Here is a 21,112-nt window from a genome sequence, read left to right as displayed (position 1 = left end):
GCATCAACCGATCGCGAATGGTCGCGAATCCGATCCGTTCCGGCTCGCCGGCCAAGACGAAGACGACGACGAAGCCGCCGGCGCCGAAGACCACGGCACCGGCGGGCGGAACGCCGGCGAGAACCAGCCCCGATGGCGAGCGGCGTCGTGAGTGCTACCGGCGGCCGACGGTCAGGACCGGCTTCGTCACCTCGGCGAAGAAGTCGTTGCCCTTGTCGTCGACCACGATGAAGGCCGGGAAGTCGACGACGTCGATCTTCCAGACGGCCTCCATACCCAGCTCCGGGTACTCCAGCACCTCCACGTGCTTGATGCAGTCCTGGGCCAGCCGGGCCGCCGGGCCGCCGATCGAGCCGAGGTAGAAGCCGCCGTACTGGTGGCAGGCGTTCGTCACCTGCTTGGAGCGGTTCCCCTTGGCCAGCATGATCATCGAGCCGCCCGCGGCCTGGAACTTTTCCACGTACGAGTCCATGCGGCCCGCCGTCGTGGGGCCGAACGAGCCCGAGGCGTAGCCCTCCGGGGTCTTGGCCGGGCCGGCGTAGTAGACGGCGTGATCGCGCATGTACTGCGGCATCGGCTCGCCCGCGTCGAGGCGCTCGGCGATCTTGGCGTGGGCGATGTCGCGGGCCACGACGAGCGGGCCGGTCAGCGACAGGCGCGTCTTGACCGGCAGTTGCGACAGCTGGGCGCGGATCTCCGCCATCGGGCGGTTGAGGTCCACGGACACCACGTCGTCGTCGAGGTGCTCGTCGGTGACGTCGGGCAGGAAGCGGGCCGGGTCGCGCTCGAGCTGCTCCAGCCAGACGCCCTGCTCGTTGATCTTGCCGACGGCCTGGCGGTCGGCCGAGCAGGAGACGGCGATCGCGACGGGGCAGGAGGCGCCGTGGCGGGGGAGGCGCACGACGCGGACGTCGTGGCAGAAGTACCGGCCGCCGAACTGGGCCCCGATCCCGAACTCGCGCGTGAGCTGGAGGACCTCGGCCTCCAGCTCCAGGTCACGGAAGCCGTGGCCGACCGGCGAACCCGAGACCGGCAGGGTGTCGAGGTACTTCGCCGAGGCCAGCTTCGCCGTCTTGAGCGCGTGCTCGCCCGAGGTGCCGCCGATCACGACCGCCAGGTGGTAGGGCGGGCAGGCCGCGGTACCGATGAGACGCAGCTTCTCCTCGAGGAACTGCATCATGCGGGTCGGGTTGAGCAGGGCCTTGGTCTCCTGGTACAGGTAGCTCTTGTTGGCCGAGCCGCCGCCCTTGGCCATGAAGAGGAATTTGTACGCGTCGTCGCCCTCGGCGTACAACTCGATCTGCGCCGGCAGGTTGGAGCCGGTGTTCTTCTCGTCCCACATGGTCAGCGGGGCGAGCTGCGAGTAGCGCAGGTTGAGGCGCGTGTAGGCGTCGAACACGCCGCGGGCGATCGCGGCCTCGTCGTTGCCGTCGGTGAGCACGAAGCGGCCGCGCTTGCCCATCACGATCGCGGTGCCGGTGTCCTGGCACATGGGCAGGATCCCGCCCGCGGCGATGTTGGCGTTGCGCAGCAGGTCGAGGGCGACGAACCGGTCGTTCGGCGAGGCCTGGGGGTCGTCGATGATCGAGCGCAGCTGGGTCAGGTGGGCCGGGCGCAGGTAGTGCGCGATGTCGTGCATGGCCTCGTCGGTGAGGCGGGTCAGCGCCTCCGGCTCGATCGTCAGGAACCGCCCGTCGCGGCCGACTCCGTCGCTGGTGACCAGGCGGTATTCGGTGGTGTCGGGTCCGAGCGGCAGCAGCGGCGAGAACGCGAATTCGGGCATGCCCACGACTGTATTACTCGACCCCGGCGACCCTGAGCAGGGCCGCCGTCAGTGCCGCGGCCACCACGACGACGACGAACGGCGCCTTCCGCCACGCCAGTACCGCCCCCACCAGTACTCCGGCGGGGCGGGCGATTCCGACGAAGTGGGTGCCCTCCAGCAGCGCGGCGGTGGCGATGAGTGCGGCGAGCAGTGCGATGGCGGCGAGCGCGAGGTACCGCTTGACGTTCTCCGACACCGAGACCCGCTCGCGCAGGACGGGCCCCGCGAACCGGAAGGCGTAGGTGCCCGCCGCGAGGACGAGAATCGCGATCCAGCTCATTTTTTCCTCGCCAGGGGCAGGGCCAGCAGGGCGACGAGCACGGGCAGACCCGCGGGCAGGAACGGCGTGGCGGCGAGGGCCAGGGCGGCGCCGGCGACTGCCACACGTACAGCCGCACGCTCTTTCAACGAAGGCAGCGTCAGCGCCAGCAGCGCGGCCGGGAACGCCGCGTCGATGCCGAACACGTCCGGATCGCCGAGCGCGGACCCGGCGATCGCCCCCACCGCGGCCGAGAAGTTCCAGGTCAGGTACAGGCTGATGCCGGTGAGCCAGTAGGCCCGGCGGCGGCGGGCCGGATCGTCCTGGGCCAGCGCGAACGCGACCGACTCGTCGGTCATCAGGTGGCTGCCCAGAATGCGGCGCCGGCCGAGCACCTCGTTGCCGATCGCCAGGCCGAACGGCAGGTGCCGCGCGTTGAGCAGCAGCCCGGCGAGCACGATCGCGGCGGCGGTGGCCCCGGCGCCGATCAGCCCGACGGCGAGGAACTGGGCGCCGCCCGCGTACACCAGCGCGTTCATGGCGATGATCTTCGACAGCGGCACCCCGGCGGCCGAGGCGATCGCGCCGAACGACAGCCCGACGACCATGGCCGCCGCGCACAGCGCTGCCACGTCGCGGACGAGCGGATCTGTTCGGAGAATCGAACGCATAGTTCGGTATGCTGGACCCATCGCGAGTGTTCGTCAAGCCGAATGAATCGTTCGACGCACCGAACGGAAGCTGCCTTGGACCCCAACAAGCCCCCGATCGACCTGATCGCCGCGGCGCTGCGCCGCGAGCGGGAGCGCGAGAAGCTGTCGCTCAGCGAGGTCGCCAAGCGCGCGGGCATCGCCAAGTCGACGCTCAGCCAGCTCGAGTCGGGGGCCGGCAACCCCAACATCGAGACGCTGTGGGCCCTGGCCGTGGCGCTCAACGTGCCGTTCAGCCGGCTGGTCGAGCCGCCGCCGACCGCGCCCCGCGTGATCCGGGCCGGCGAGGGTCCGACGGTGAAGTCCGAACAGGCGGATTTCATCGGTACCCTGCTCGCGACCTGCCCGCCCGGCGTACGCCGGGACATCTACCTGATGCGTGTCGAGCCCATCGGCGCCCGCAAGGCCGACGCCCACCTGCCCGGCACGATCGAGCACGTCGTGATGATCAGCGGACGGCTCCGGGTCGGCCCCGAGGACTCACCGGTCGACCTCGACGTCCACGACTACGCCTCCTTCGCCGGCGACGTCGCGCACGGCTACGAGGCCCTGGCCCCTCATACGTCGTTCGCGCTGATCATGGAGCATCGCTGACCGCGGATCCGCAATTGGACGTTGTACCGCCTGAGCCCGCTCCTTAGCGTCACCACATGACGCTCATCGCGCACGTCAGCGACACCCACGTGGACGGCGGCCGGCGCATCGTCGAGCGGACCACGAGGGTCGTCGACTACCTGCTCGGCCTGCACCGCCAGGTGGACGCGGTCCTGCTCACCGGAGACCTCGCCGACCACGGGCAGCCCGACGAGTACGAGCAGCTCAAGATGTTGTTCAAGCGGCTCGACGTACCACTGCTCCATCTGCCGGGCAATCACGATCGGCGGGAAGAGTTCGTCGCCGCCGGCCTGGGTCCGCTCAACCGCGTCGAATGCGTCGGGGATGTGCTCTTCGCCCTGGTCGACTCGACCATCCCCGGCAAGGACGAGGGGTTCATCGAGAACATCGAGTGGCTCGACGAGGCCCTGTCGATCGACGGCCCCGCGTTCGTGTGCTTCCACCACCCGCCGATCGCGCTCGAGCACCCGTACGCCGACCGGCTGCGGCAGTTCGGCGAGGAGCGCCTCGAGGCCGTGATCCGCCGCCACCCGAACGTCGTCGCGGTGCTGTGCGGGCACTTCCACACGCCGACGGTGACCACGTTCGCGGGCGTGCCGCTCGTCATCGCGCCCGGCATCAAGTCGACACTGATCATGCCCTGGGAGCGCGAGACGGACGGGATGGACTACGACGACCGCCCGGCCCTCGTGTTCCACCAGTACACCGGCGGGCGGCTGACCTCGACGTACAAGATCCTCTAACCGAAGGGCAGGTACCCGATGGTCCGGCCCCGCCCGACCATCAGCCCGTGCTCGCCGATGCCGAGCACGTCCGCGGTGGTCTTCGCGTCGATGAGCGTGCGGCCGTCGGCGGGCGCGTAGGCGATCAGGTGCCCGCCGGTGGAGTCGCGCACGAGCACCGCGTACCGCGACACGGCGATGTCCGCCTTCGCCGGCACGTCCTTCTGCCACAGCCGCCCGCCCTTGTCGAACCCGACGACCGCGAGCGTCTTGCCGCCGTTGGACCGGACCAGCCCGTACTGGCTGTCAGCCGCCACGATCTCGTCGCCGTCGGCCCCGGCCCACATCTCGCGCCCGTCGCGCGGCGACAGGAACACCTCGCGGTTGTCGCCGCGGGTCGCGATCAGCACGGTGTCGGCCCCGGACGGGTCGTGCCGCTGCTCGCAGCCGGCGCCGGAGGCGGTGTGCAGGTCGTACCCGTCCTTCTTCCACACCGCCTTGCCGGTGCTCGCGTCGCGGGCCTCGAGGCTGTACCGGCAGTTGCCGTCCTTCGGCGCCGCCGTCGACACCAGCACGCGCCCGCCCGCGACCACGACCCGCGTGGTGTTCGAGACGCTCTCCTCCGGCAGTAGCTTGCCGCGCCCGGTGTCGACGACCTTCACCTTCTGGTCGATCGGGAACCCGAGCATCGCCGGGATCGTGCGCGGCATGGCCCCGATCGCGTCGCGGTACGCATCGGCCTTGACCTCGGTGCCGAGCAGGTCGCTGTTGATGCCGTTGAGCACCCGCCCGATGCCCGGCAGCGTGAGCTTCCAGATCTGCGCCCCGTCGCGCGGCGCCCGCGCGGTGAGCGTGCAGTCGCTGAGCTTGCCGCACGCGATCGTCAGCACCGAGTCCCGGAACGTCCACGCCCCGACCGCCTCGCCGTCCTTCCACCGCGCCGTCCCGGTGCCGGGGTCGAGGGCCTCGAGCCCGGTCCCGCGCCGCCCGACGATCGCGACCACGTTCCCGCCGTCGCCCGCGACCCCGGCCCAGTCGGCCTCCCTGGTCCACAGCACCTGGCCGGAGGTCAGCGACCGGCCTTCAACGGTGCCGCGCATGCTGACGATGGCGGCGGTACCGGCGACAACGGCCGACGAGGGCTGCCCGCCCACGCGCTCGGTCCACGTCGTGTCGGGGGTGGACAGTTTCCCGGTGCTGTCGGCAACCTTCTCCCACCAGTCACCAACCTTGGGCAGCGGGTTCCAGCCGGTGATGATGATGGCGGTGATGATGAGCGCCAGCACCCCGATCGCACCGAGCGCCGTCTCGAAGTTGCGGACCGCTCCCCTAGCCACGGCCGCGAGCGTAGCGCCGCGGCATGATAATCCGCCGGATGACGCCTTTTGCCCGTGTCGCGCCGATTCACCCGAACGTGACGCTCCGGTCCAGGGCAGAGCCGGCCGGAATCGAACCGGCGTCCTTCGCCTGAGCAAGGCGGTGCGTCGACCTCTGCGCTACGGCTCTGCCACGCGGCAGTCTAGAGCGTCACCGCTCCTCGGCGGCGTCGGCCATGCCGGCGAGGCCGACGCGGTGTGCGGCCGGCCGCGGGTCGCCCCCTGGATCGACGCGGCAGGTAACGGCGGCCCAGCGGTTCAGGACTCCAGCTCCGGGGCCTCGCCGCGCCTGGACAGGTATTTCACGATTGCGGCGGCGCTCACGGCGACGGTCGCGGCCAGGCCGGCGATGAAGGCCACGGTCAGGGCCGGGGCGAGCTCGGCCTCGGTCGGGCGGTCGTAGGGGCCGTCGCTCGGCCAGAGCGTGGACACGCTGGCCAGGCCCCCGATGACCCATAGCGCGGCGAGCAGGTTGAGGGCGACGACGATGCCGGGCGCTCCTTGCGGCTTCGACACGTCTTCGATCCTGCCGAGTCCGGGGATTCGGGCGGTACCCGCCACGTGGCTCGACAACGCTGCCGTTCGGGGGTTGCCTTCCGGGTGATGAGGGGCAGAGCCGGCCGGAGTCGAACCGGCGTTCCCCGCCCTGTGAAGGCGGTGCGACTACCTCTGCGCTACGGCCCTGCCGCGCCGGAGTCTACGGCGCCGGGTTCCGGTGTCATTGGAGCAAGGGGCGCAGGAAGGCCAGGTCCTTGCGGCCCGTGAAGCCCGCCATGTTCACGTAGCCGCTCGGGTGCGACCGCGCCTTCGGGTCGGCGCCGGCCTTCAGTAAGGCGCGGACCAGGTGTTCGGAGCCTCGCGCGACGGCCTCGTGCAGCGGGGTGCGGGCCCGGCGGTCGCGTGCGTTCGGGTCCAGGCCGGCCGTCAGGAGCGCAGGCAGCAGGCCCTCGCCGCCCGGGAGCAGGGGGAGGCGGTGCAGGAGGGTCTCGCCGTGTGCGGGCAGGCGCACGTGCGGGTCCAGGCCCCGCGCCAGGGCGTCGAGTACCGCGGCGGTGTCGCCGTGCCGGATGACGTGCAGCAGCTCGACCTGCAGGTGGCGCACCGGGCGCGGCGGGCGGATGTCCGCGGCGCGCCAGCCCTCGCGCGCGGCGACGCAGCCCTGGAGGGCGCCGCCGAGGGCGGACAGGGCGAGCTCGCGGTCGATCTCGGCGGAGGTGTGCGGCACGACGATCTCGCCGGCGCGCATGGTGATCTCGTGGGTCGCGTGGTCGCACTGCACACGGAGGGTCGTGCGCAGCCGGGCCGGCTCCGGCGGTACCGCCGCCGGCGCTTCTGGAAACAGCGCCCGATGGACCAGCGGGTGCAGCCGCGCCGGGCCCCGGAGCAGGGCGTCGAGCTCCTCGGGGCGGCGGACCAGCACCGGCGGGACGACCGGGATGCGCTCGATCGTCGTGCCGAACTCGTCGAGCTCGGCGTCGCGGCGGGACGCGTCGGTCTCGTGGTAGGGCCCGCGGGTCAGCAGTCGCGCCCGGGCGCCGTCGAGCACGATCGTGCGGCCGCGTACGTCGATGCGTACCAGGCCCAGGTGGTCGTTGACCTCGGTCATCGGGTGCGGCGACGGCCCCACGACGCCCGGGCGGGGCCAGGGGGCGGCGGCGCGGAGTTCCCGCACGTAGGCGAGGGTGCGGCGCGCGGCCTCCCGCAACGTCGCGTGGACCGGGCGCGGCCAGGCCAGCGAGCGCTCGACCGCGGCGCCGCGGGCCCGGTTGCGCTCGGCCGGGTCGATGGCGAACGCGGCGGGGTCGAGGCGGTCGCGGCCGAAGCGGCGGTCGAAGAGGAGGACCTGGAGGTCGTACCCGGCGACGGCCCACGCCGCGGCGTGCCGGCCGCGTTCGTCGAGCCCCAGGGCGGACTCGACGCGGCCCTCGGGCGAGCCGTCCTCCGTTGCGTGGCGCGCGCCCGCCGCGGTGAAGAACGGCAGCCGCGTGACTCCTCCGGATCGGGCCAGGATTTCCGCGGTACACCGGGAATCCCAACGATCCCGCAGGAGCACGAAGGTGTCGTCCCGCCGGCCCGGCTGCTCGACCAGGCGGTCGATGCGCAGGTCGATGCGGTGCTCGCCGGGCCTTGCGCGTGCGAACAGCCCGTGGTCGTCGGGCAGGAGCGCCAGCGGGTAGAACGCGTCGGTGCGCGGGAAGCCGTTGCGGTCGCGGGGGAAATGCCAGCGCAGGAGGTCGGGCACGAGGTGGCGCAGGTCGGCCTCGAGCGCCCCGGCCACCTCGGTGCCGAAGTGCCGCCGCATCGTGGCCAGGTCGACGTGCACGACGACGCCCGCGGCGGCGCAGGCGCCGGGCCAGTCGCCCGCCAGGCGGCGCTCGGTCGCCTTCTCGATCATCGTGGCCGGCACCGCGGACGGATGCAGCGTTCGCAACCGTCCTCCTTCGTCGCGTGGTCTTTCGTCGCGTGGTCTTCGTCGCGCGGTCTTCGTAGGGCGCTCTTCGTCGGGTGCTCGAGGGCGGGGCCGGCCGGAGTCGAACCGGCGTCCTTCGGATCCGCAGTCCGATGCGTCTACCTCTGCGCTACGGCCCCGCCGCGGGCGAGTCTAGATCGGCGGGGCGGCGCGGGGTGGGGCACCGTGTAATGCTGAGGCGCATGTATGACTTCGCCAGACTTGCCGGATTTTTCGCCGCGCACGGGGTGTGGAGCGTATCCGACGGCGGCCCGTTGACGCCGCTGCTCGGGTACGACGAGGTCAACGGCCAGCGCGGGATGACCCGCTTCGTCGCCGAGGACATCGCCGAGGGCGCGCGCAAGGGCCGCGAGGAGCTGGAGACCAACCCGGCGGGCCGGCTGCGGGCGGTGCTCGTGCTCGACGCGTACATCCACCTCGAGTCGGGCAAGGTGGACGCCCTCATCGCCGAGGCGGTCGAGTACGGGCCGGCGCCGAAGAAGCTGGTCATCGCCGTGCCGTACCGGCCGGAGCCGTTCGCGGTGCACCGGCCGAAGTTCCTGGAGATCGAGGGCTTCCCGGACGCGGAGACGGGCAACCTCGCGGACGCCTTCTTCGCCGGCGTCGACGCCCACGAGCAGGGCAACGCGGTGTGGAGCGCCCACCTGGACGAGTCGATCTAGGGCAGCGCGTCGAGGCCCGTCGACGGGACGGCGATCCAGCCCTCGACCTTGGCCAGGGGGAGTTGATCGGGGTCCGGGCGCAGGGTCAGGCCGAGGGCCGTCGCCCGCGCGGTCAGGGCCGCGACCAGGGCGTCGAAGGCGTCGCGGTTCGTGATCACGAGCGGGGCGAAGGAGCCGAGGTCGAGCCAGCGCGCGGTGGCGTCGTGCAGGGCGGCGGCCAGGCCCGCGTGGCGGCCCTTGTACCGGCGGGTCACGCCCCAGCGGTGCAGTGACGCCGCCGGGTGGGTCTCCACGATCGTGCCGGTGCCGCTGCGGTCGACGTCCTGGCCGGAGCGGGCGAGCATGGCCTGCAGCGCGGCGCAGCGCAGGGCGGCGTGGCCCTGGCGGTCGGCGGCGACGCTGGCCGGGACGACGCCCTGGACGGTGGCGCGCACGGCCTCGTCGGTCGCGCGGTACATCATCACCCGCCGCCAGTTCGCCCCGTTCTCCTTGCTCGGCAGGCTCGCGGTGTGCCCGACGCGGTGCGCGTTGACGAGCGCAGCGAACGGCTCGGGCCAGCCGAGCGCGCAGTTGAACCCGGTCTTGTCGGACTGGCGCACGGCCGCGACGATGCGCGCGTCGGACACCCCGATGGTGACCTCGCGCAGCGCGGCGCGGCCGCGCGACCATGCGACGGTCACGAGGGCGGTCCGCTCGTCGGTGGGGGCGAGATCGACACCTGCGGTGAGCACGAAGGTAAACAGCGTCGCCCGGGCGCGCGGTGTTACACCTCAGCGGTTGCCGCCCGGGCTCTTGCCGTTGCTGCCGTTGCTGCTCTTGCTGCTCTTGCTGCTCTTGCCGCTCTTGCCGCTCGGCGGGGCGGCCGCGGAGGAGGACGGGGCGAGGCCGAGGAGGCGGTCGCAGTACGCGTCGATCGCCCGCTCGCCGCCGGCCAGCAGCGACAGCGCCTTGCGCTCGTCGCCGGTCACGGGCCGGGCGTGGGGGTCGGTGCGGCGCGCCACCCAGGCCCGGCACGCCTCCAGGGGCGTCGGGCCGGCCGCCGCCGATGTCGCCGCCGACGCACGGGGTGGCTGGGGGCTCTGCGGCGCGGACATGGTCGAGACCGGCGCTGTGTCGTGGTTGTCAGGCTTCAGGTCGGTGTGCTTGTCGAACCAGGTCTGCACCGGGTCGGGCAGCAGGCCGGTGTTCGCCGCGAACGCCGTCCCGCCGACGCCGGCCGCGAGTACGGCCGCCACGGCCACGGCGAAGATGCGGCGCTTGCGGGGGCGGGCGATGCGCGGGCGGTACTCCCGGCGGAACGTCGCGACCGCGTCCGGCTCGCCGAGCAGCTCGTGCCGGCGCCCGGGCGCGGCCGCGGCCGACAGCAGCTCGCCCAGCCGGCCCTCGGCGAACTCATCGCGCTTCATCGCGCCCGCCCCTCGTTGCCGGACCGCGCCCGGCTGTCGTCGTCAGACCGCGCCCGGTTGAGCTCGTCAGACCGCGCCTGGTTGAGCTCGTCCGACCCCGCCCGGTCGTTATCGCCGGGCCGCACCCGGTCGTTATCGCCGGGCCGCGTCCGGTCGTTATCGCCGGGCCGCGTCCGGTTGGGCTCGCCGGACTGTGCCCGGCCGATTTCGCCGGACCGCGCCGGGTCGACCTCGCCGGACCGCGCCCGGCCAGGCCCGTCAACGCCGTCAGCGGCCCGCAGTTCCGGATGTTCCGCCAGCCGCCGCAGCCCGCGCATCGCCGCGACCCGCACCGCGCCCGAGCGCTTCCCCAGCACCCGGGCCGTCCCCGCCACGTCGAGGCCGGCGACCACGCGGAGCATGACCGCCTCGGCCTGGTCCCGCGGCAGGCTCGCGATCATGCGCAGCGCACGGTCCGTCTCGTCGAGCTCGACCACCTCCGCGGCCACATCGCGCGCGGTCGCGGCGACCCTCAGCTGTTCGACGGCCTCGTGCGGCTCCTCGTGCCGGCGCCACGCCCGGCGGTTCTCGTCGATCCCGCGATGCCTGGCGATGCGGAAGAGCCAGACCCGGAAAGCGGTGGCGGTACCGTCAAATCTCGAAAGATCCCGCGACACCTGCAGCCACGTCTCGGAGGCGACGTCCTCGGCGGCGTCCCCGCACACGACGCGCAGGTAGCGCAGCACCGGTGGGTGCAGCGACCGCCAGAGCACCGCGAACGCGGAGGCATCCCCCTCGATGGCGGCGGCCAGCGGCGCGGCGAGATCCTCGTCCCGCACACCCTGAACCGACACCGTCACCAGCACACGGTAGGCCACGCCGGCTGGGTTTTCGCGAGTCGGCTCCGAACGGGTGGTTTGGCACGGTCGCCCGTAATACCGTTTACGCGGCTTTTCTCACGGGCGTAGCCGCCCGACCCGACGGTCTCGGCCACCCCGACGATCTCGGTCAGCGGACCGGCCGGGACTCGGCCTTGAGCCGCTCGATGGCCCCGGCGACCAGGCCCGACACCGCGCCGATCGCGAACAGGCAGACGTAGGCGCTCGTGAACAGCGGCGCGTCGGCGAAGAAGTGCCGCTGAAGGAAGTCGTTGACGGCGTTGCTGAACGCGACGGCGTCGGCGCTGGTGTACCAGTGGTCGCGGTACCGATGCGGGCTGTTCACCACCAGCAGCGCGAACACCGCCGGCCAGCCCAGCACGTGCTCGGTCACGGTCGAGATCATCCGCAGCGCGGGCGTCGCCGTGCCCACCTTCGCGCTCTGGGTGACGCCGATCGCGAACGGCACGAGACAGGCCCACCAGGTCGGGCGCATCGCGAGGCCGAAGTCGGGCAGCGAGCCCCAGCCGATCGGGCCGTCGTCCGCGGCGCGCCACACCAGGGCGGCGAGGACGAGCAGCAGCGCGGTGAGCAGCAGCCCGGTCGCCGCCCCGAGCGCGCTGTGCCGCACGCGGATCGACACCGGGCCGTAGAAGGTGCCGACGGCGCCGTAGTTGTCGCCCAGCCCGGACTCGGAGTGCGAGGAGGCGGCCTGGTTGATGGTCACCGGCCCGTGGATCTGCTGCGCCGCGGTGCCGAGGTTCTGGCCGATCTGGATGTTGCCGTCGCCCGCCTGGACGTTCCCGGCGCCGCGGATGTCCATGGTGTACCGCGATCCGCCGGCGTCCAGCACCGCCCGCGCCGCGGCGAGCACCTGGCGGTCGCGGGTCGCGCCGGAGGCGACGAGCGCGTCGCCGAGCAGCTCCCGCCACTGCGCCGCGCTGGTCAGCTCCCGCGCCAGCGCCCCCTGCGCGTCGGGGAACGCGGCCAGCCGCGCGACGAGCGCCCGGCGCAGCGCCCCGGCCGCCGGAGCCCGCCCGCGCCCCGCGGCGAGCGCTGCACAGATCGGGCCGACGGCGTCCACATCGAGCATTCTCGCAGCGTGTGAGGCCTGCTCCGGCCGGAGTGGATGGGCCGTTCAGGTCGAAGATGATGGATGACCGGTGATCCTCCGACGAGGGCGGACAGGGGCAGCGACGGGGTCACGGCCGCGCGGGCGGCTGCGACGCTCAGCGCCGGCGGCAGGACCGCCGCGAGCGGGTCCGCGGCGCCCTCGCGGAGGTCGACGAAGAACTGGCCGCCGTCGAAGCGCTGGGCGCTGCGGTGCGCCAGGCGGCGTCACGTTGCCGCCGCCCCCCTCGTTGACTGCGGACCTCGACATCGAGCCCACGGTCAAGGCCTTCACCGCGTGTTGCTGCCGGAGTGGATTCGCTGGAACGCTGCCGAGCCCCGTCTGCCCGCCGAGTTTGTCGAGGCGACGGTGGCTGCCATACCCGATCTGAAGTAGTTCGAGGCGACCGCGACCGGCCTGCGGATCGCCGCGCGCTCGTTCGCGACGCTGGTGCGCGCCGCTGATCGGCAGGCTTACCAGATTATGACGTTGCGGCGCGGGTGGGGTCGCCGACCTTGTGGGCCGGCGACCCCACCGTGGCACTGCCGGTGCTATCGCACGGCGTTGTACGCGTCGACTTCACCGGCACCGTAGAAGCCGTTGCGGTTTCCGCCCGAGCACGTCGCCTCGTAGCCCTGCAGGAGAGGCACCGGGTTGTACACGCCGCTGGGGCAGGCGAGCGGGTCGGCGGTGCGCTCGAGCCAGGACGCCAGGGTCCCCGGCCGCATGTCGGGGTGGGCGGAGAGCGCCAGTGCGGCGACGCCGACCGCGTGCGGCCCGGCCATCGAAGTACCCTGCTTGTAGCCCCAACCGTTGGTCTTCGTCGTGGTGTTGAAGGTGGTCGACAGGACCGCGTCGGTCAGCGTCGACGGCGAGCCGAGGTTCCGGAACCGGGTGTCGCCGCCGGGCGCCGCGACGTCCACGACCCCTTGGCCGTACGACGAGTAGTAGCTCTTCAGCCGGGTCGGACCGACCGCCGACACGGTCACCACGCCGGGCGCCTCGGCCGGCAGGTCAAGGCAGGCGCCGGTGATCGTGCGGTCCTCGACCGGGAAGCTGCCGTCGTTCGGGCTGCCAGTGTCGATGAACTTGTGCTGCAGGTCGACGTTGGAGTTGCCCGCCGAGGCGATGTTGAGCACGCCCTTGTTCTGCGAGTACCGGATCGCGCGCTGCACGGCGATCCAGACCGGGCGCTGCCGCACGTCGTTACGGCAGTTGAACTCCCACGGGTCGATGAAATAGCTGTTGTTGGTGATCTGCATGCCGTGGTCGGCGGCCCAGAGGAAGCCGCACACCGCGGCCTCCGGGTAGATGAAGCCGTCGTCGTTCACGACCTTCACGGAGGCGACCTTCACCCCGGGGGCCACGCCGGCGACGCCGATACCGTTGATCGCGGCGGCGATCGTGCCGGCGACGTGCGTGCCGTGGTCGGAGGTGGTCGGGTTCCAGGCGGCCTCGGCCGTGTCGACCGTCCCGCCGATGCAGGACGCGCTCTTGTCCTTCGCGATCTGCGTGGCGAGGTCGGGGTGGGTGCTGGAGATACCGCTGTCGAGGACCCCGACGACCACGTTCGGGCTGCCGGTGGTCACCTTGTGCGCCTGCGGGACGTTGATCTGCGTCATGTCCCACTGCTGGCCGAACAGCGGCTCGCCGGTCGGGTCGCCGGTGGTCTGCTGCGCGGTGGCGTCGGTGACCTCCGCGGTGGCGGTGTCCTCGAGCGCGGTGCCCAGGCCCGCGGTGGACGCGACGGCGTCCACGCCCGCACCCGATACCGCGGTCGTGAACGACGGGTTGGTGGAGCGGGCCACGAGCACGCCGATTTGGTCGTAGTTCGCGACGACCGTGCCGCCGGCGGTGGCGACCCTATCCGCGGCTCGAGCTGTCGACTGACCGTTTGGAGCAAGTACGATGTAGGTGTTTTCCGGTCCTGCTGCCAACGCCTGCGTCGGTAACGCTGCGGCGGTCAGGACGCCGGCACCGACCGCGGCGGCGGACGCGGCTGCCAGTGCCTTGCGACGAGAGAGTCTCACGGTGAACCTTTCCGTCGGACTGTCCGATCGACGTCACGCTGTAACGCCACGTCCCGAGAACAAGCGGCGTCGGGCGGGCCGGCGTTACACCAGAACGTGATACTGGACGGTGCGCGACGGCCCGGGCTGGCCGCGGATCGTGCTGCGCGACTTCGCCCCGGCGCTCGGTTCGCCCGGGCTGGCGGAGGTGGAGCGGCTGGTCGCCGATCGGGCTGAGACGGCAGATCCCGAGTCATGGACGGGATTGTTCGCGGTCCGGGATCTTCGCGAGCAGTTGGCCGAGGTCTCCGGTGACATCGATCGGCACGTCCAAGTGCTGGCGGAGCATCTGACCAGCGCCGTGCAGTACGCGCGGATTGTCGAGGCGCTGCGTGCGGCCGGCCGGGCGGCGGAGGCGATCGCCTGGGCGCGGCGCGGGCTGGGGAGCAGACCGGTTGGCCACACGCTGACCAGCTCCGCGGCACGCTGGTGGCGTTGGTAGAACTTGCGCGACAGCGGCGCGCGCCAGTCTCGCCGGCCGCGTCGGTCAGGTGGCGGCGCCCGATGTGGTCGTCAAGGTCGAGCCGTCCGAAGAAGAGCGGCGTGTCGGGGGTTGTCGGCGAGGTCGGCGATGCGTCGGGCGAGGTGCCGGCCCAGAGTTTCCGCGGCGTACGCGTCGCCGGCGACCTGGTCTCCGGTGGAGAAAGAGCTCCTCGGCATGCGCCGCAGCGCCTGCCGTGATGCGTCGAGGTGCGCTCGCTCGTCGGCGAGCTCGGTTTCGAGTGCGGGCACGATCTTGAGGCCGAGTCGGCCGCCATATCGGCAACCGGCAGCGTGCTGCTCACCGCGCACGGGGCGCGTTGGCAATATGCGTTTCGCCGCTGACCCGACCGGATCTGTTTGCTTGCATCCGTGGTGTGGATTGCCGGGCGGATGAACCTGTCGGCTGTGGGTAGCGAGGCGAACGCCGGTAGCGAGGCGACTGGGACACCGTGAGGAGGGGATCGGCATGGCGGAGACCCCCGCCGGGCCCGGCACCCGTGAGGGTGACCTTGCCCTGCTGCGCGCGTATGAGCCGGTGATCCGGTACACGGCCGGTGAGCTGTTCCTGCCGACAGCCGTGAGCGCCTACGTCGCCCAGGCCGGCCTGTGGCGGCGGCGCCCGGGTGAACGACGCGACGAATGCCTGGTCCAGGCCGGTGAGCTGACGCTGGAGCGGCTGGCCGCGGAGGGGGAGCGGTTCGCCGGGGACGGCCTGTACCTGCGCCTCGTCGACCGCCCGATGCGTGGTGCCGAGTACCGGCGGTGGCGTCGCGAGGGGGCGCAGCCGTCGTTCCGGCCGAGTAGCCGCTTCGCCGCCGTCGGGCTGTTCGCGCGGCTCGTCGATGCCGGGCTCCGCCTGTCCCTTCTCCTGCGGGGGACGGTACCCGGCGGTACCCGGGCGGCGGCGCACCGCCTGTACGTCACGCACATGCAGGCGAACGATCATCCTTACTACGCGAGAGTGTCCCGGGACGGCGGCTACGTCGCCCTGCAGTACTGGTACTTCTACCCGATGAACGACTGGCGCTCGACGTTCATCGGGGTCAACGACCACGAGGCCGACTGGGAACAGGTGACGATCTTCCTCGGCGTGACACTCACCGGCGCGTTGCGCCCGGCCTGGGTGGCGTTCTCGGCCCACGACGAGGTCGGCGACGACCTGCGTAGACGCTGGGACGACCCGGACATGGAGTTCGTCGGCACGCATCCGGTGGTGTACGCGGGGGCCGGATCGCACGCCGGTGCCTACCTACCCGGTGAATACGTCACGACCGTCGCCCTGGCGTGGCCGAACCGCCTCGCGGCCGCATTGCGGCAGGTGGCCCGGACTCTTCTGCCCTGGACCAGGGACATGCCGGAGACGACCGCCGGCATCCCGTTCATCGACTACCACCGCGGCGATGGCCTGGGCATCGGTGTCGGCGAGCGACGGGCTTGGCATCCGGTCCTGGTTGACGACAACACTCCGTGGATCCGCCACTATCGAGGGTTGTGGGGGTTGGACACGCGGGACCACTTCGGCGGCGAGCGGGCACCGTCCGGGCCCCGGTATGAGCGAGATGGGGCGGTCCGGCCGGGCTGGGCGAACCCGGTGGCGTGGGCCGGCCTCGACGAGGAGTACCCGACCGTCGAGCACGGTGCCGTGTTGCGGGAGAGCCGTGCGAACTGGCTGGAACGACGCCTTGCCGAGATCGCCGTCGAGATCGACGTCCACCGGCAGACGTCGCGGGAGTTGCGCGCCAGCGAACGGGCCAGGGCCGCCTACACGAGCCGCGCTGGTGCAGACAAGACCCGCCGTGACAAGACCGGCTACGGCCGGGACGGCAAGGAGACCATCGCGCGGCTGCACACCGAGCAGGCCGCGCGCCGCGAGGAACTCGATGCGATCGTCCGCGCGAGAACCCAGCCGCCCATCGAGGCTCCGCACGCCCATCTGCGCCGCCGTGCTCTTCCGCTGGCCGCCGACACCCCACGCCAGCGGTTCCTGGCGATATGGTCGGCAGCATCGGTGTCGGTCATGCTGGCCGGGGTCGCGCTCGTGGTGATAAGCCCACCCATCGGAGTCCTCTGGTCGTTCGCCGGTCTCATGGCTCTCATGCTCGCGATGGAGGCGGCCGCCCGCGGCCGACTGGTGCGGTTCGCGGCAACCATGGCCGCGGCCGGGGCCGCCGTGTTCGCCGTCTTGGGCGCCGTCGAGGTCGTCGTCCGTAACTGGCGGGCCGGAGCGGCTGCCGTGCTGATCCTCGCATCATGCGTTCTGCTCGTTGGCAACCTGCGTGCGTGGATGACGATCCGTTGAGGCGCCGACGGCCGCTATAGCTTCAGGCATCATCTGGTACGGCCGCGTAGCGGCAGGACTCGGCGAGGAAGCAGCGTTGGCAGTCCGGGGTGTCCGCGGTGCATGTGTCGTAGGCGACCTGCTGGATCAGTGGGTGAATGCGCGCCAAGTCCGGGCCGTAGGCGAGCAGGTCCGCGGCGACCCGGCGGCCACCCGGCTTGGTGAGGCCGCCGTCGTGGTCGGTGAGACCGAGCCGGTAGGCGACTCGTATCAGGTGCCGGTCGATCGGCACCGTGTCCGGGACGTCGTTGACGATCGACATCACGATAGCGGCCGTATGTGTGCCGACGCCGGGCAACGACGACAGCTGAAAATTCAGTGCGTGCGAGTCGGAGTCGCCGATCAGTTGGTCGAATGCCTTCACGTGTCGCCTGGTGAGGACCGCCGCAGCGGCGTGCAGGCGGGATGCCTTGACGTCGCCGAGCGGTCTGACCAACTGGGCCAATCTGGCTACTGGCATCGCGGAAAGTCGTTGAGGGGTGAGTCCACCGCATGCGGCGGCGACTCGAGGGAACACCTTCCTTACGGCCGCGGCGGGTCGGGCCTGGGCCAGAATGGCCAGTACGAGCGTCTCGAACGGCGAGCCGGCCAGCAGGATCATGCCCCGGTTGTGTCGGCGCAGAGTTCTCAACGCCGGGTGACCCGCAAGGGCCAGCGCACCAACCTGTTCACCGTTACGGAACGTGGCGGTCAGCAGGTCACGCAACAGCTCTTTTTCCGTGCTGGTCCGGAAGGAGAACTGCAGCCCGTCACGGTGGGCCTCGACCCGTACCGGGATGCCCTGCCCGTCCAGGTGGTAGGTGCGTTGCCATACACCGGCCCCCGTCATGTGCCAGGCGAGGGCAGGGATCTGCAGCCGCATGGTGGCCGTGAGATCGGGCGCGATTTCGCAGGCCAGACTCAATGCGGTAGACATGGGCGCAACTCATCGGCGAGTCCAGGACGGCGAGGCCGGCCGAGATGCCATCGGGTCTGCCCGGCGTCGCCGCGAGTGCCATTCGGCGCTGCCCACGCCGATGCGATGCTATTTCGGAAGCGTGCCACTCCCGAAATAGCGCTCTACGTGCCTGCCGCGTTACACGTGGTACGTCGGCCGACGCGGGCATTGCCCTCCGACTAGGGCAAGATCCATCGTTGCGCATCGGACTGGTTGCAGGCCACCATCCGCTGCGGGGCCCTGCTGTCCGCGTCGCCCGGACCCCCGAGACACAGCCCCGATGCCGGATTGACCAGCGAGCCCGCGAGTCCTGACCGCCACTGCTGGGCCGGTCCACCGTCGCAGTCGCGCAGACGGACCTGGTCGCCTGATGCTTGCAGGCATCGACCAAGGGCCTGAATGGTGCCACCGTCAGCGACGGTCCATGCCTGACCGGAGGTGCCGTTGCAGTCCCACCTCCGGATCCCGTCGCCGTTCGGGCCGACGTTGCCGTCAAGGCACAGTCCGGAGACGCTGGTGATCGGGCCGGTGCTGACCTCGCCTCCCCGCGGAGGCGGCAGGGTGGGCTGGCCGCTGAGTGCGGGGCCATCTATCGGCGGGGCGGCACCCGCTGGGTTGGGTGACGCCCCGGGCAGAGACGGCTCCCCGGAGACGGACGGCACTCGTGCCGTTGCCGCCGCGTTCGACACCGGCGACGACGGTGGGGCCGGCACAGCAGCTGTCCCGAAGAGACGACCCGCCGGCGCTGTAGACCCGGCCGCACCCGGAGCGGGAGCCGCGGGCTCATCGCCGGCGCTCAGCGCAAGCACGGTGGCGCTCAGCGCAAGCACGGTGGCGCCCACCGCGACCATCAGCATGCCCGAACCGACAGTAACGAAGCGCCGTCGGAAACGATTGACCGGAGGGGCGGCCGTCGCGGGGGCCGCGCCGGCGCGGGTCGGGCGGATATCGGCGGGCGTTCTCGCGTACTCGGGTTGGCCGTCGGACGTCGATGCACCGCCCAAGAGCTCTTCGGTCACGTGCGCTGCGTGCTGGTGCTCAACGAGGCGGACGTAGGGACGAATCAGGAGCGGCTCGTCGTCGATCTCCGGCCCGGCCGTGCCCGCGTCCGTCACGTTGGGATAGGTCATTTGCCGGCCGCCCGCTCCACCGTGTGCCGTCGGTGCAGCCGCGGCTCGCGGTTGTCATCGCGATCCTCGATCAACATCATGGGCGGCGTCCCGGGTCGCATGACGCCGAACGTAACGGCCATCGGTGTGTGCTGATGAGATTGCGGAGGGTGAACCTGAGAATTCACCCTCGAACTCACCCGTGCGGGTGACGATGCCCGAGGCAACCGGGGGTGTACGGGCGTCCGCTGCGGTGCCTACTTTCACCGCGCTCGCCGGGCGCGGCGGCGCATGAGGAACCAGGTCAGCGCCGCGGCCGTGGTGAGGAGCGCGGCCACCGGCACGCGCAGGAGCCAGGGCCACGGGCCGCGGTCCGGGGACCTCGCGGTGCGCACGTCCAGGTCCGGCAGCAGGCCCGCGGCGAGCTGCAGGTCGATGACCTCGCAGTGCTGCATGCCGAGCTCGCACGAGGAGCCGGCGTCGAAGCGGGACAGCACGCGGCGCTCGTTCGTCGGCAGGGTGATCTCGATCAGCGACAGGCGGCCGCTCGCGTTCACCGCGGCGGCGATCGCGTGGTCCGGGTCGCGCCAGCCCAGGACGCGGGCCACGTCGTGCAGCGGGGACGGTGTCGGGGTGGCCGGGTCGAGCGGGACGAATGTCGCGTCGACGTTGTCGGTGATGAAGGAGTCGTGGTCGGAGGTGCCGGACACCCACGGCACGGTGGCCAGGAACCGCCCGTCCGGCGACCAGCCGACCCCGGCCACGAGCCCCCGCCCGGCGCCGATCGGCACGACGCCCTCCTCGTGACCGTTCAGATCCAGCAGGTGTACGTCCTGAGCCACCTGGACCGCGAGCCGTGCCCCGCCCGGAGCGAAGGCGGCGGTCCACGGTCCCTTGATGGCGGGGATCTCGGTGCTGCGCCCGGTTTCGACGTCGAGGAGGCGCAGCGTGCCGTGGTCCAGCACCGGCGTCTCGACGGAGAAGCCGGCCGACATGTCGGACGGCTCGAGGGCCGTGGCGCTGTAGGCCGCGTACCGCCCGTCGGGGGACCAGGCCAGCGGCCGCACCCCGAGCGGCGCGCCGAGCCCGATCGAGCGCCGCCGGCCGGTGGTCAGGTCGACGAGGGTCAGCTCGGAGGTCGCGCCGCGGTCGTCGCCGACGAGCACGCGGGTGCCGTCGGGCGACAACAGACCCATCGCCAGGTCGTGCCGCTCCATGTCGTCCACGCGGCGGTACGTGTCCGCGTCCGCGCCCACGACCAGCGACTGGAACATGTTGAACGTCTCGCCGTTGCCGAAGGTGTACAACGCGATCGCGCGGCCGGGCGCGGAGCGCTCCACGGTGCTGGTCAGCGTCGAGTAGCCGGCGAACCGGTCCGGGAGTGAGGGCCGGTGCGCGGGCGCGGCCGGGCCGGCTGGTCGCGGTACACCCGGCAGCAACACGGCGACGAGGGCCAGCACGACGGCCGTCCAGGCGGCGGCGGTACCGATGCGGCGGCGTCGAACCGAGCGGCGGCCGCGCCGGAGCACCTCGCCCAGGTAGCCGTCCGCGAGCGGCGGCGCGGGATCGTCCGGCAGGGCGGCGAACAAGTCCCTCATGATCCGTCCCCTCCCAGGTGGCGGCGCAGCGCGGCCATGGCGTAGGAGGTCTGGCTCTTCACCGTGCCGGGCGAGCAGCCGAGCGCGGCCGCGGTCTGGGCGACGTCGAGGTCCTCCCAGTAGCGCAGCACGAGCACCGCGCGCTGCCCGCGCGTGAGCCGGGCCAGCGCCGCCCGCACGTCGATCCGCTCCTCGATGCCGGCCGGCACCACCGCGGGCAGGCGCACCTCGGCGGCCGGCTGCACGCGCCGCGCCCAGGGCCGCTTGCGCTCGGCGAGGTACGCGTTCACGAGGATCGTGCGCACGTACGCGTCGACCGACTCGGCCGCGACCGCCTTGGGCCAGTGCCGGTACAGCGCGACGAGGCACTCCTGCACCAGGTCGTCGGCGGCCGCCCACTGGCCGCACAGCCGGTACGCGAGCCGCCGCAGCACCGGCGTACGCGCCCGGACGTACTCCACGAACTCCTGCTCGTCCCGCAATCCGGCCTCCCGCAAGAGTAAGAGTGGCCCGACGGGCCGGATGGTTGTGGTCGTTTTCGGGACGGCGGAATCGTCGGCGCTCC

At 72.0% G+C, this 21,112-nt stretch carries 21 protein-coding genes, 3 tRNA genes and 1 pseudogene; 6 read left to right on the top strand and 19 right to left on the bottom strand.

What is annotated here, in order from left to right; genetic code table 11:
- Positions 1–154: 154 nt before the first annotated feature.
- Genes AB0B76_RS01120 through AB0B76_RS01110 form a run of 3 tightly spaced genes read right to left on the bottom strand, consistent with a single transcriptional unit; the run spans position 155 to position 2,755 of the window.
- Entirely contained in the window at positions 155–1,783 is a 1,629-nt protein-coding gene (locus AB0B76_RS01120) for a fumarate hydratase (RefSeq protein WP_360367316.1), read from the bottom strand.
- Between the two features lie 13 nt (positions 1,784–1,796).
- Positions 1,797–2,105: an AzlD domain-containing protein gene (locus AB0B76_RS01115; RefSeq protein WP_360367313.1), complete on the bottom strand. Its 309-nt coding sequence runs from the start codon at positions 2,103–2,105 to the stop codon at positions 1,797–1,799.
- Complete coding sequence (locus tag AB0B76_RS01110; protein ID WP_360367310.1) at positions 2,102–2,755, bottom strand: AzlC family ABC transporter permease; 654 nt, start codon at positions 2,753–2,755, stop codon at positions 2,102–2,104. The genes AB0B76_RS01115 and AB0B76_RS01110 overlap by 4 nt, the downstream gene beginning before the upstream one ends.
- Before the next feature lie 75 nt (positions 2,756–2,830).
- On the opposite strand from AB0B76_RS01110, the gene AB0B76_RS01105 reads away from it, so the two are divergent.
- Both AB0B76_RS01105 and AB0B76_RS01100 read left to right on the top strand, forming a co-directional pair.
- Complete coding sequence (locus AB0B76_RS01105; RefSeq protein ID WP_360367307.1) at positions 2,831–3,388, top strand: helix-turn-helix domain-containing protein; 558 nt, start codon at positions 2,831–2,833, stop codon at positions 3,386–3,388.
- A 56-nt stretch (positions 3,389–3,444) separates the two neighbouring features.
- The gene (locus tag AB0B76_RS01100; RefSeq protein ID WP_360367304.1) at positions 3,445–4,152 is read left to right on the top strand and encodes a metallophosphoesterase; all 708 of its coding nucleotides are present in this window, start codon (positions 3,445–3,447) and stop codon (positions 4,150–4,152) included.
- Here AB0B76_RS01100 and AB0B76_RS01095 read toward each other — a convergent pair.
- The 6 genes from AB0B76_RS01095 to AB0B76_RS01070 form a co-directional block, all read right to left on the bottom strand.
- Positions 4,149–5,468: a PQQ-binding-like beta-propeller repeat protein gene (locus tag AB0B76_RS01095; RefSeq protein WP_360367301.1), complete on the bottom strand. Its 1,320-nt coding sequence runs from the start codon at positions 5,466–5,468 to the stop codon at positions 4,149–4,151. The genes AB0B76_RS01100 and AB0B76_RS01095 overlap by 4 nt on opposite strands.
- A 96-nt stretch (positions 5,469–5,564) precedes the next feature.
- Positions 5,565–5,637: transfer RNA gene (locus tag AB0B76_RS01090), tRNA-Ser, on the bottom strand.
- Between the two features lie 128 nt (positions 5,638–5,765).
- Positions 5,766–6,023, bottom strand: a complete 258-nt coding sequence (locus AB0B76_RS01085) for a hypothetical protein (protein ID WP_360367298.1) — start codon at positions 6,021–6,023, stop codon at positions 5,766–5,768.
- A gap of 95 nt (positions 6,024–6,118) precedes the next feature.
- Positions 6,119–6,191 (bottom strand) — tRNA-Val (locus AB0B76_RS01080).
- Between the two features lie 34 nt (positions 6,192–6,225).
- Positions 6,226–7,938, bottom strand: coding sequence for a hypothetical protein (locus AB0B76_RS01075; protein WP_360367295.1), 1,713 nt, complete (start codon positions 7,936–7,938; stop codon positions 6,226–6,228).
- An 85-nt stretch (positions 7,939–8,023) separates the two neighbouring features.
- A tRNA-Arg gene (locus tag AB0B76_RS01070) sits at positions 8,024–8,096 on the bottom strand.
- A gap of 63 nt (positions 8,097–8,159) precedes the next feature.
- On the opposite strand from AB0B76_RS01070, the gene AB0B76_RS01065 reads away from it, so the two are divergent.
- Positions 8,160–8,639, top strand: a complete 480-nt coding sequence (locus AB0B76_RS01065) for a hypothetical protein (RefSeq protein WP_360367292.1) — start codon at positions 8,160–8,162, stop codon at positions 8,637–8,639.
- Here the strand turns inward: AB0B76_RS01065 and AB0B76_RS01060 are convergent.
- From AB0B76_RS01060 to AB0B76_RS01040, 5 genes are all read right to left on the bottom strand, one after another.
- Complete coding sequence (locus tag AB0B76_RS01060; RefSeq protein ID WP_360367289.1) at positions 8,636–9,370, bottom strand: DUF429 domain-containing protein; 735 nt, start codon at positions 9,368–9,370, stop codon at positions 8,636–8,638. The two genes, AB0B76_RS01065 and AB0B76_RS01060, sit on opposite strands and share 4 nt — an antisense overlap.
- Positions 9,371–9,409: 39 nt before the next feature.
- The gene (locus AB0B76_RS01055) at positions 9,410–10,045 is read right to left on the bottom strand and encodes a hypothetical protein (protein ID WP_360367286.1); all 636 of its coding nucleotides are present in this window, start codon (positions 10,043–10,045) and stop codon (positions 9,410–9,412) included.
- Positions 10,042–10,884 (bottom strand): RNA polymerase sigma factor, encoded by an 843-nt coding sequence (locus AB0B76_RS01050; RefSeq protein WP_360367283.1) that lies wholly within the window; start codon positions 10,882–10,884, stop codon positions 10,042–10,044. The genes AB0B76_RS01055 and AB0B76_RS01050 overlap by 4 nt, the downstream gene beginning before the upstream one ends.
- A 148-nt stretch (positions 10,885–11,032) precedes the next feature.
- Entirely contained in the window at positions 11,033–11,995 is a 963-nt protein-coding gene (locus AB0B76_RS01045) for a hypothetical protein (RefSeq protein ID WP_360367280.1), read from the bottom strand.
- A 569-nt stretch (positions 11,996–12,564) separates the two neighbouring features.
- Positions 12,565–13,827 (bottom strand): S8 family serine peptidase, encoded by a 1,263-nt coding sequence (locus tag AB0B76_RS01040; RefSeq protein ID WP_360367277.1) that lies wholly within the window; start codon positions 13,825–13,827, stop codon positions 12,565–12,567.
- A gap of 325 nt (positions 13,828–14,152) precedes the next feature.
- Between AB0B76_RS01040 and AB0B76_RS01035 the strand changes: the two genes are divergently transcribed.
- The gene (locus tag AB0B76_RS01035; protein ID WP_360368776.1) at positions 14,153–14,524 is read left to right on the top strand and encodes a hypothetical protein; all 372 of its coding nucleotides are present in this window, start codon (positions 14,153–14,155) and stop codon (positions 14,522–14,524) included.
- Here the strand turns inward: AB0B76_RS01035 and AB0B76_RS01030 are convergent.
- Positions 14,518–14,814: pseudogene (locus tag AB0B76_RS01030) on the bottom strand (AAA family ATPase); the annotation flags it as partial. The gene AB0B76_RS01035 and the pseudogene AB0B76_RS01030 sit on opposite strands and share 7 nt — an antisense overlap.
- Between AB0B76_RS01030 and AB0B76_RS01025 the strand changes: the two are divergent.
- Together AB0B76_RS01025 and AB0B76_RS01020 are read left to right on the top strand one after the other, a co-directional pair.
- On the top strand, positions 14,773–14,907 hold the full coding sequence (locus AB0B76_RS01025; RefSeq protein ID WP_360368773.1) for a hypothetical protein: 135 nt from the start codon (positions 14,773–14,775) through the stop codon (positions 14,905–14,907). The pseudogene AB0B76_RS01030 and the gene AB0B76_RS01025 sit on opposite strands and share 42 nt — an antisense overlap.
- Positions 14,908–15,031: 124 nt before the next feature.
- Positions 15,032–16,864 carry a hypothetical protein gene (locus AB0B76_RS01020; protein ID WP_360367274.1) on the top strand — a complete coding sequence of 611 codons (1,833 nt, stop codon included), beginning with the start codon at positions 15,032–15,034 and terminating at the stop codon, positions 16,862–16,864.
- Between the two features lie 22 nt (positions 16,865–16,886).
- Here AB0B76_RS01020 and AB0B76_RS01015 read toward each other — a convergent pair whose 3' ends face one another.
- The 4 genes from AB0B76_RS01015 to AB0B76_RS01000 all read right to left on the bottom strand — a co-directional run bounded on the left by AB0B76_RS01015 (position 16,887) and on the right by AB0B76_RS01000 (position 21,029).
- On the bottom strand, positions 16,887–17,819 hold the full coding sequence (locus AB0B76_RS01015; RefSeq protein ID WP_360367271.1) for a hypothetical protein: 933 nt from the start codon (positions 17,817–17,819) through the stop codon (positions 16,887–16,889).
- A gap of 200 nt (positions 17,820–18,019) precedes the next feature.
- On the bottom strand, positions 18,020–18,970 hold the full coding sequence (locus AB0B76_RS01010; RefSeq protein ID WP_360367268.1) for a ricin-type beta-trefoil lectin domain protein: 951 nt from the start codon (positions 18,968–18,970) through the stop codon (positions 18,020–18,022).
- A 242-nt stretch (positions 18,971–19,212) separates the two neighbouring features.
- Entirely contained in the window at positions 19,213–20,547 is a 1,335-nt protein-coding gene (locus AB0B76_RS01005) for a WD40 repeat domain-containing protein (protein WP_360367265.1), read from the bottom strand.
- Positions 20,544–21,029, bottom strand: coding sequence for a SigE family RNA polymerase sigma factor (locus AB0B76_RS01000; RefSeq protein WP_360367262.1), 486 nt, complete (start codon positions 21,027–21,029; stop codon positions 20,544–20,546). Before AB0B76_RS01000 ends, AB0B76_RS01005 begins: the two co-directional genes overlap by 4 nt.
- Positions 21,030–21,112: the final 83 nt, after the last annotated feature.

The sequence above is a fragment of the Dactylosporangium sp. NPDC049140 genome, from assembly GCF_040648435.1.
This window is presented reverse-complemented; position numbering and strand designations above follow the sequence as displayed.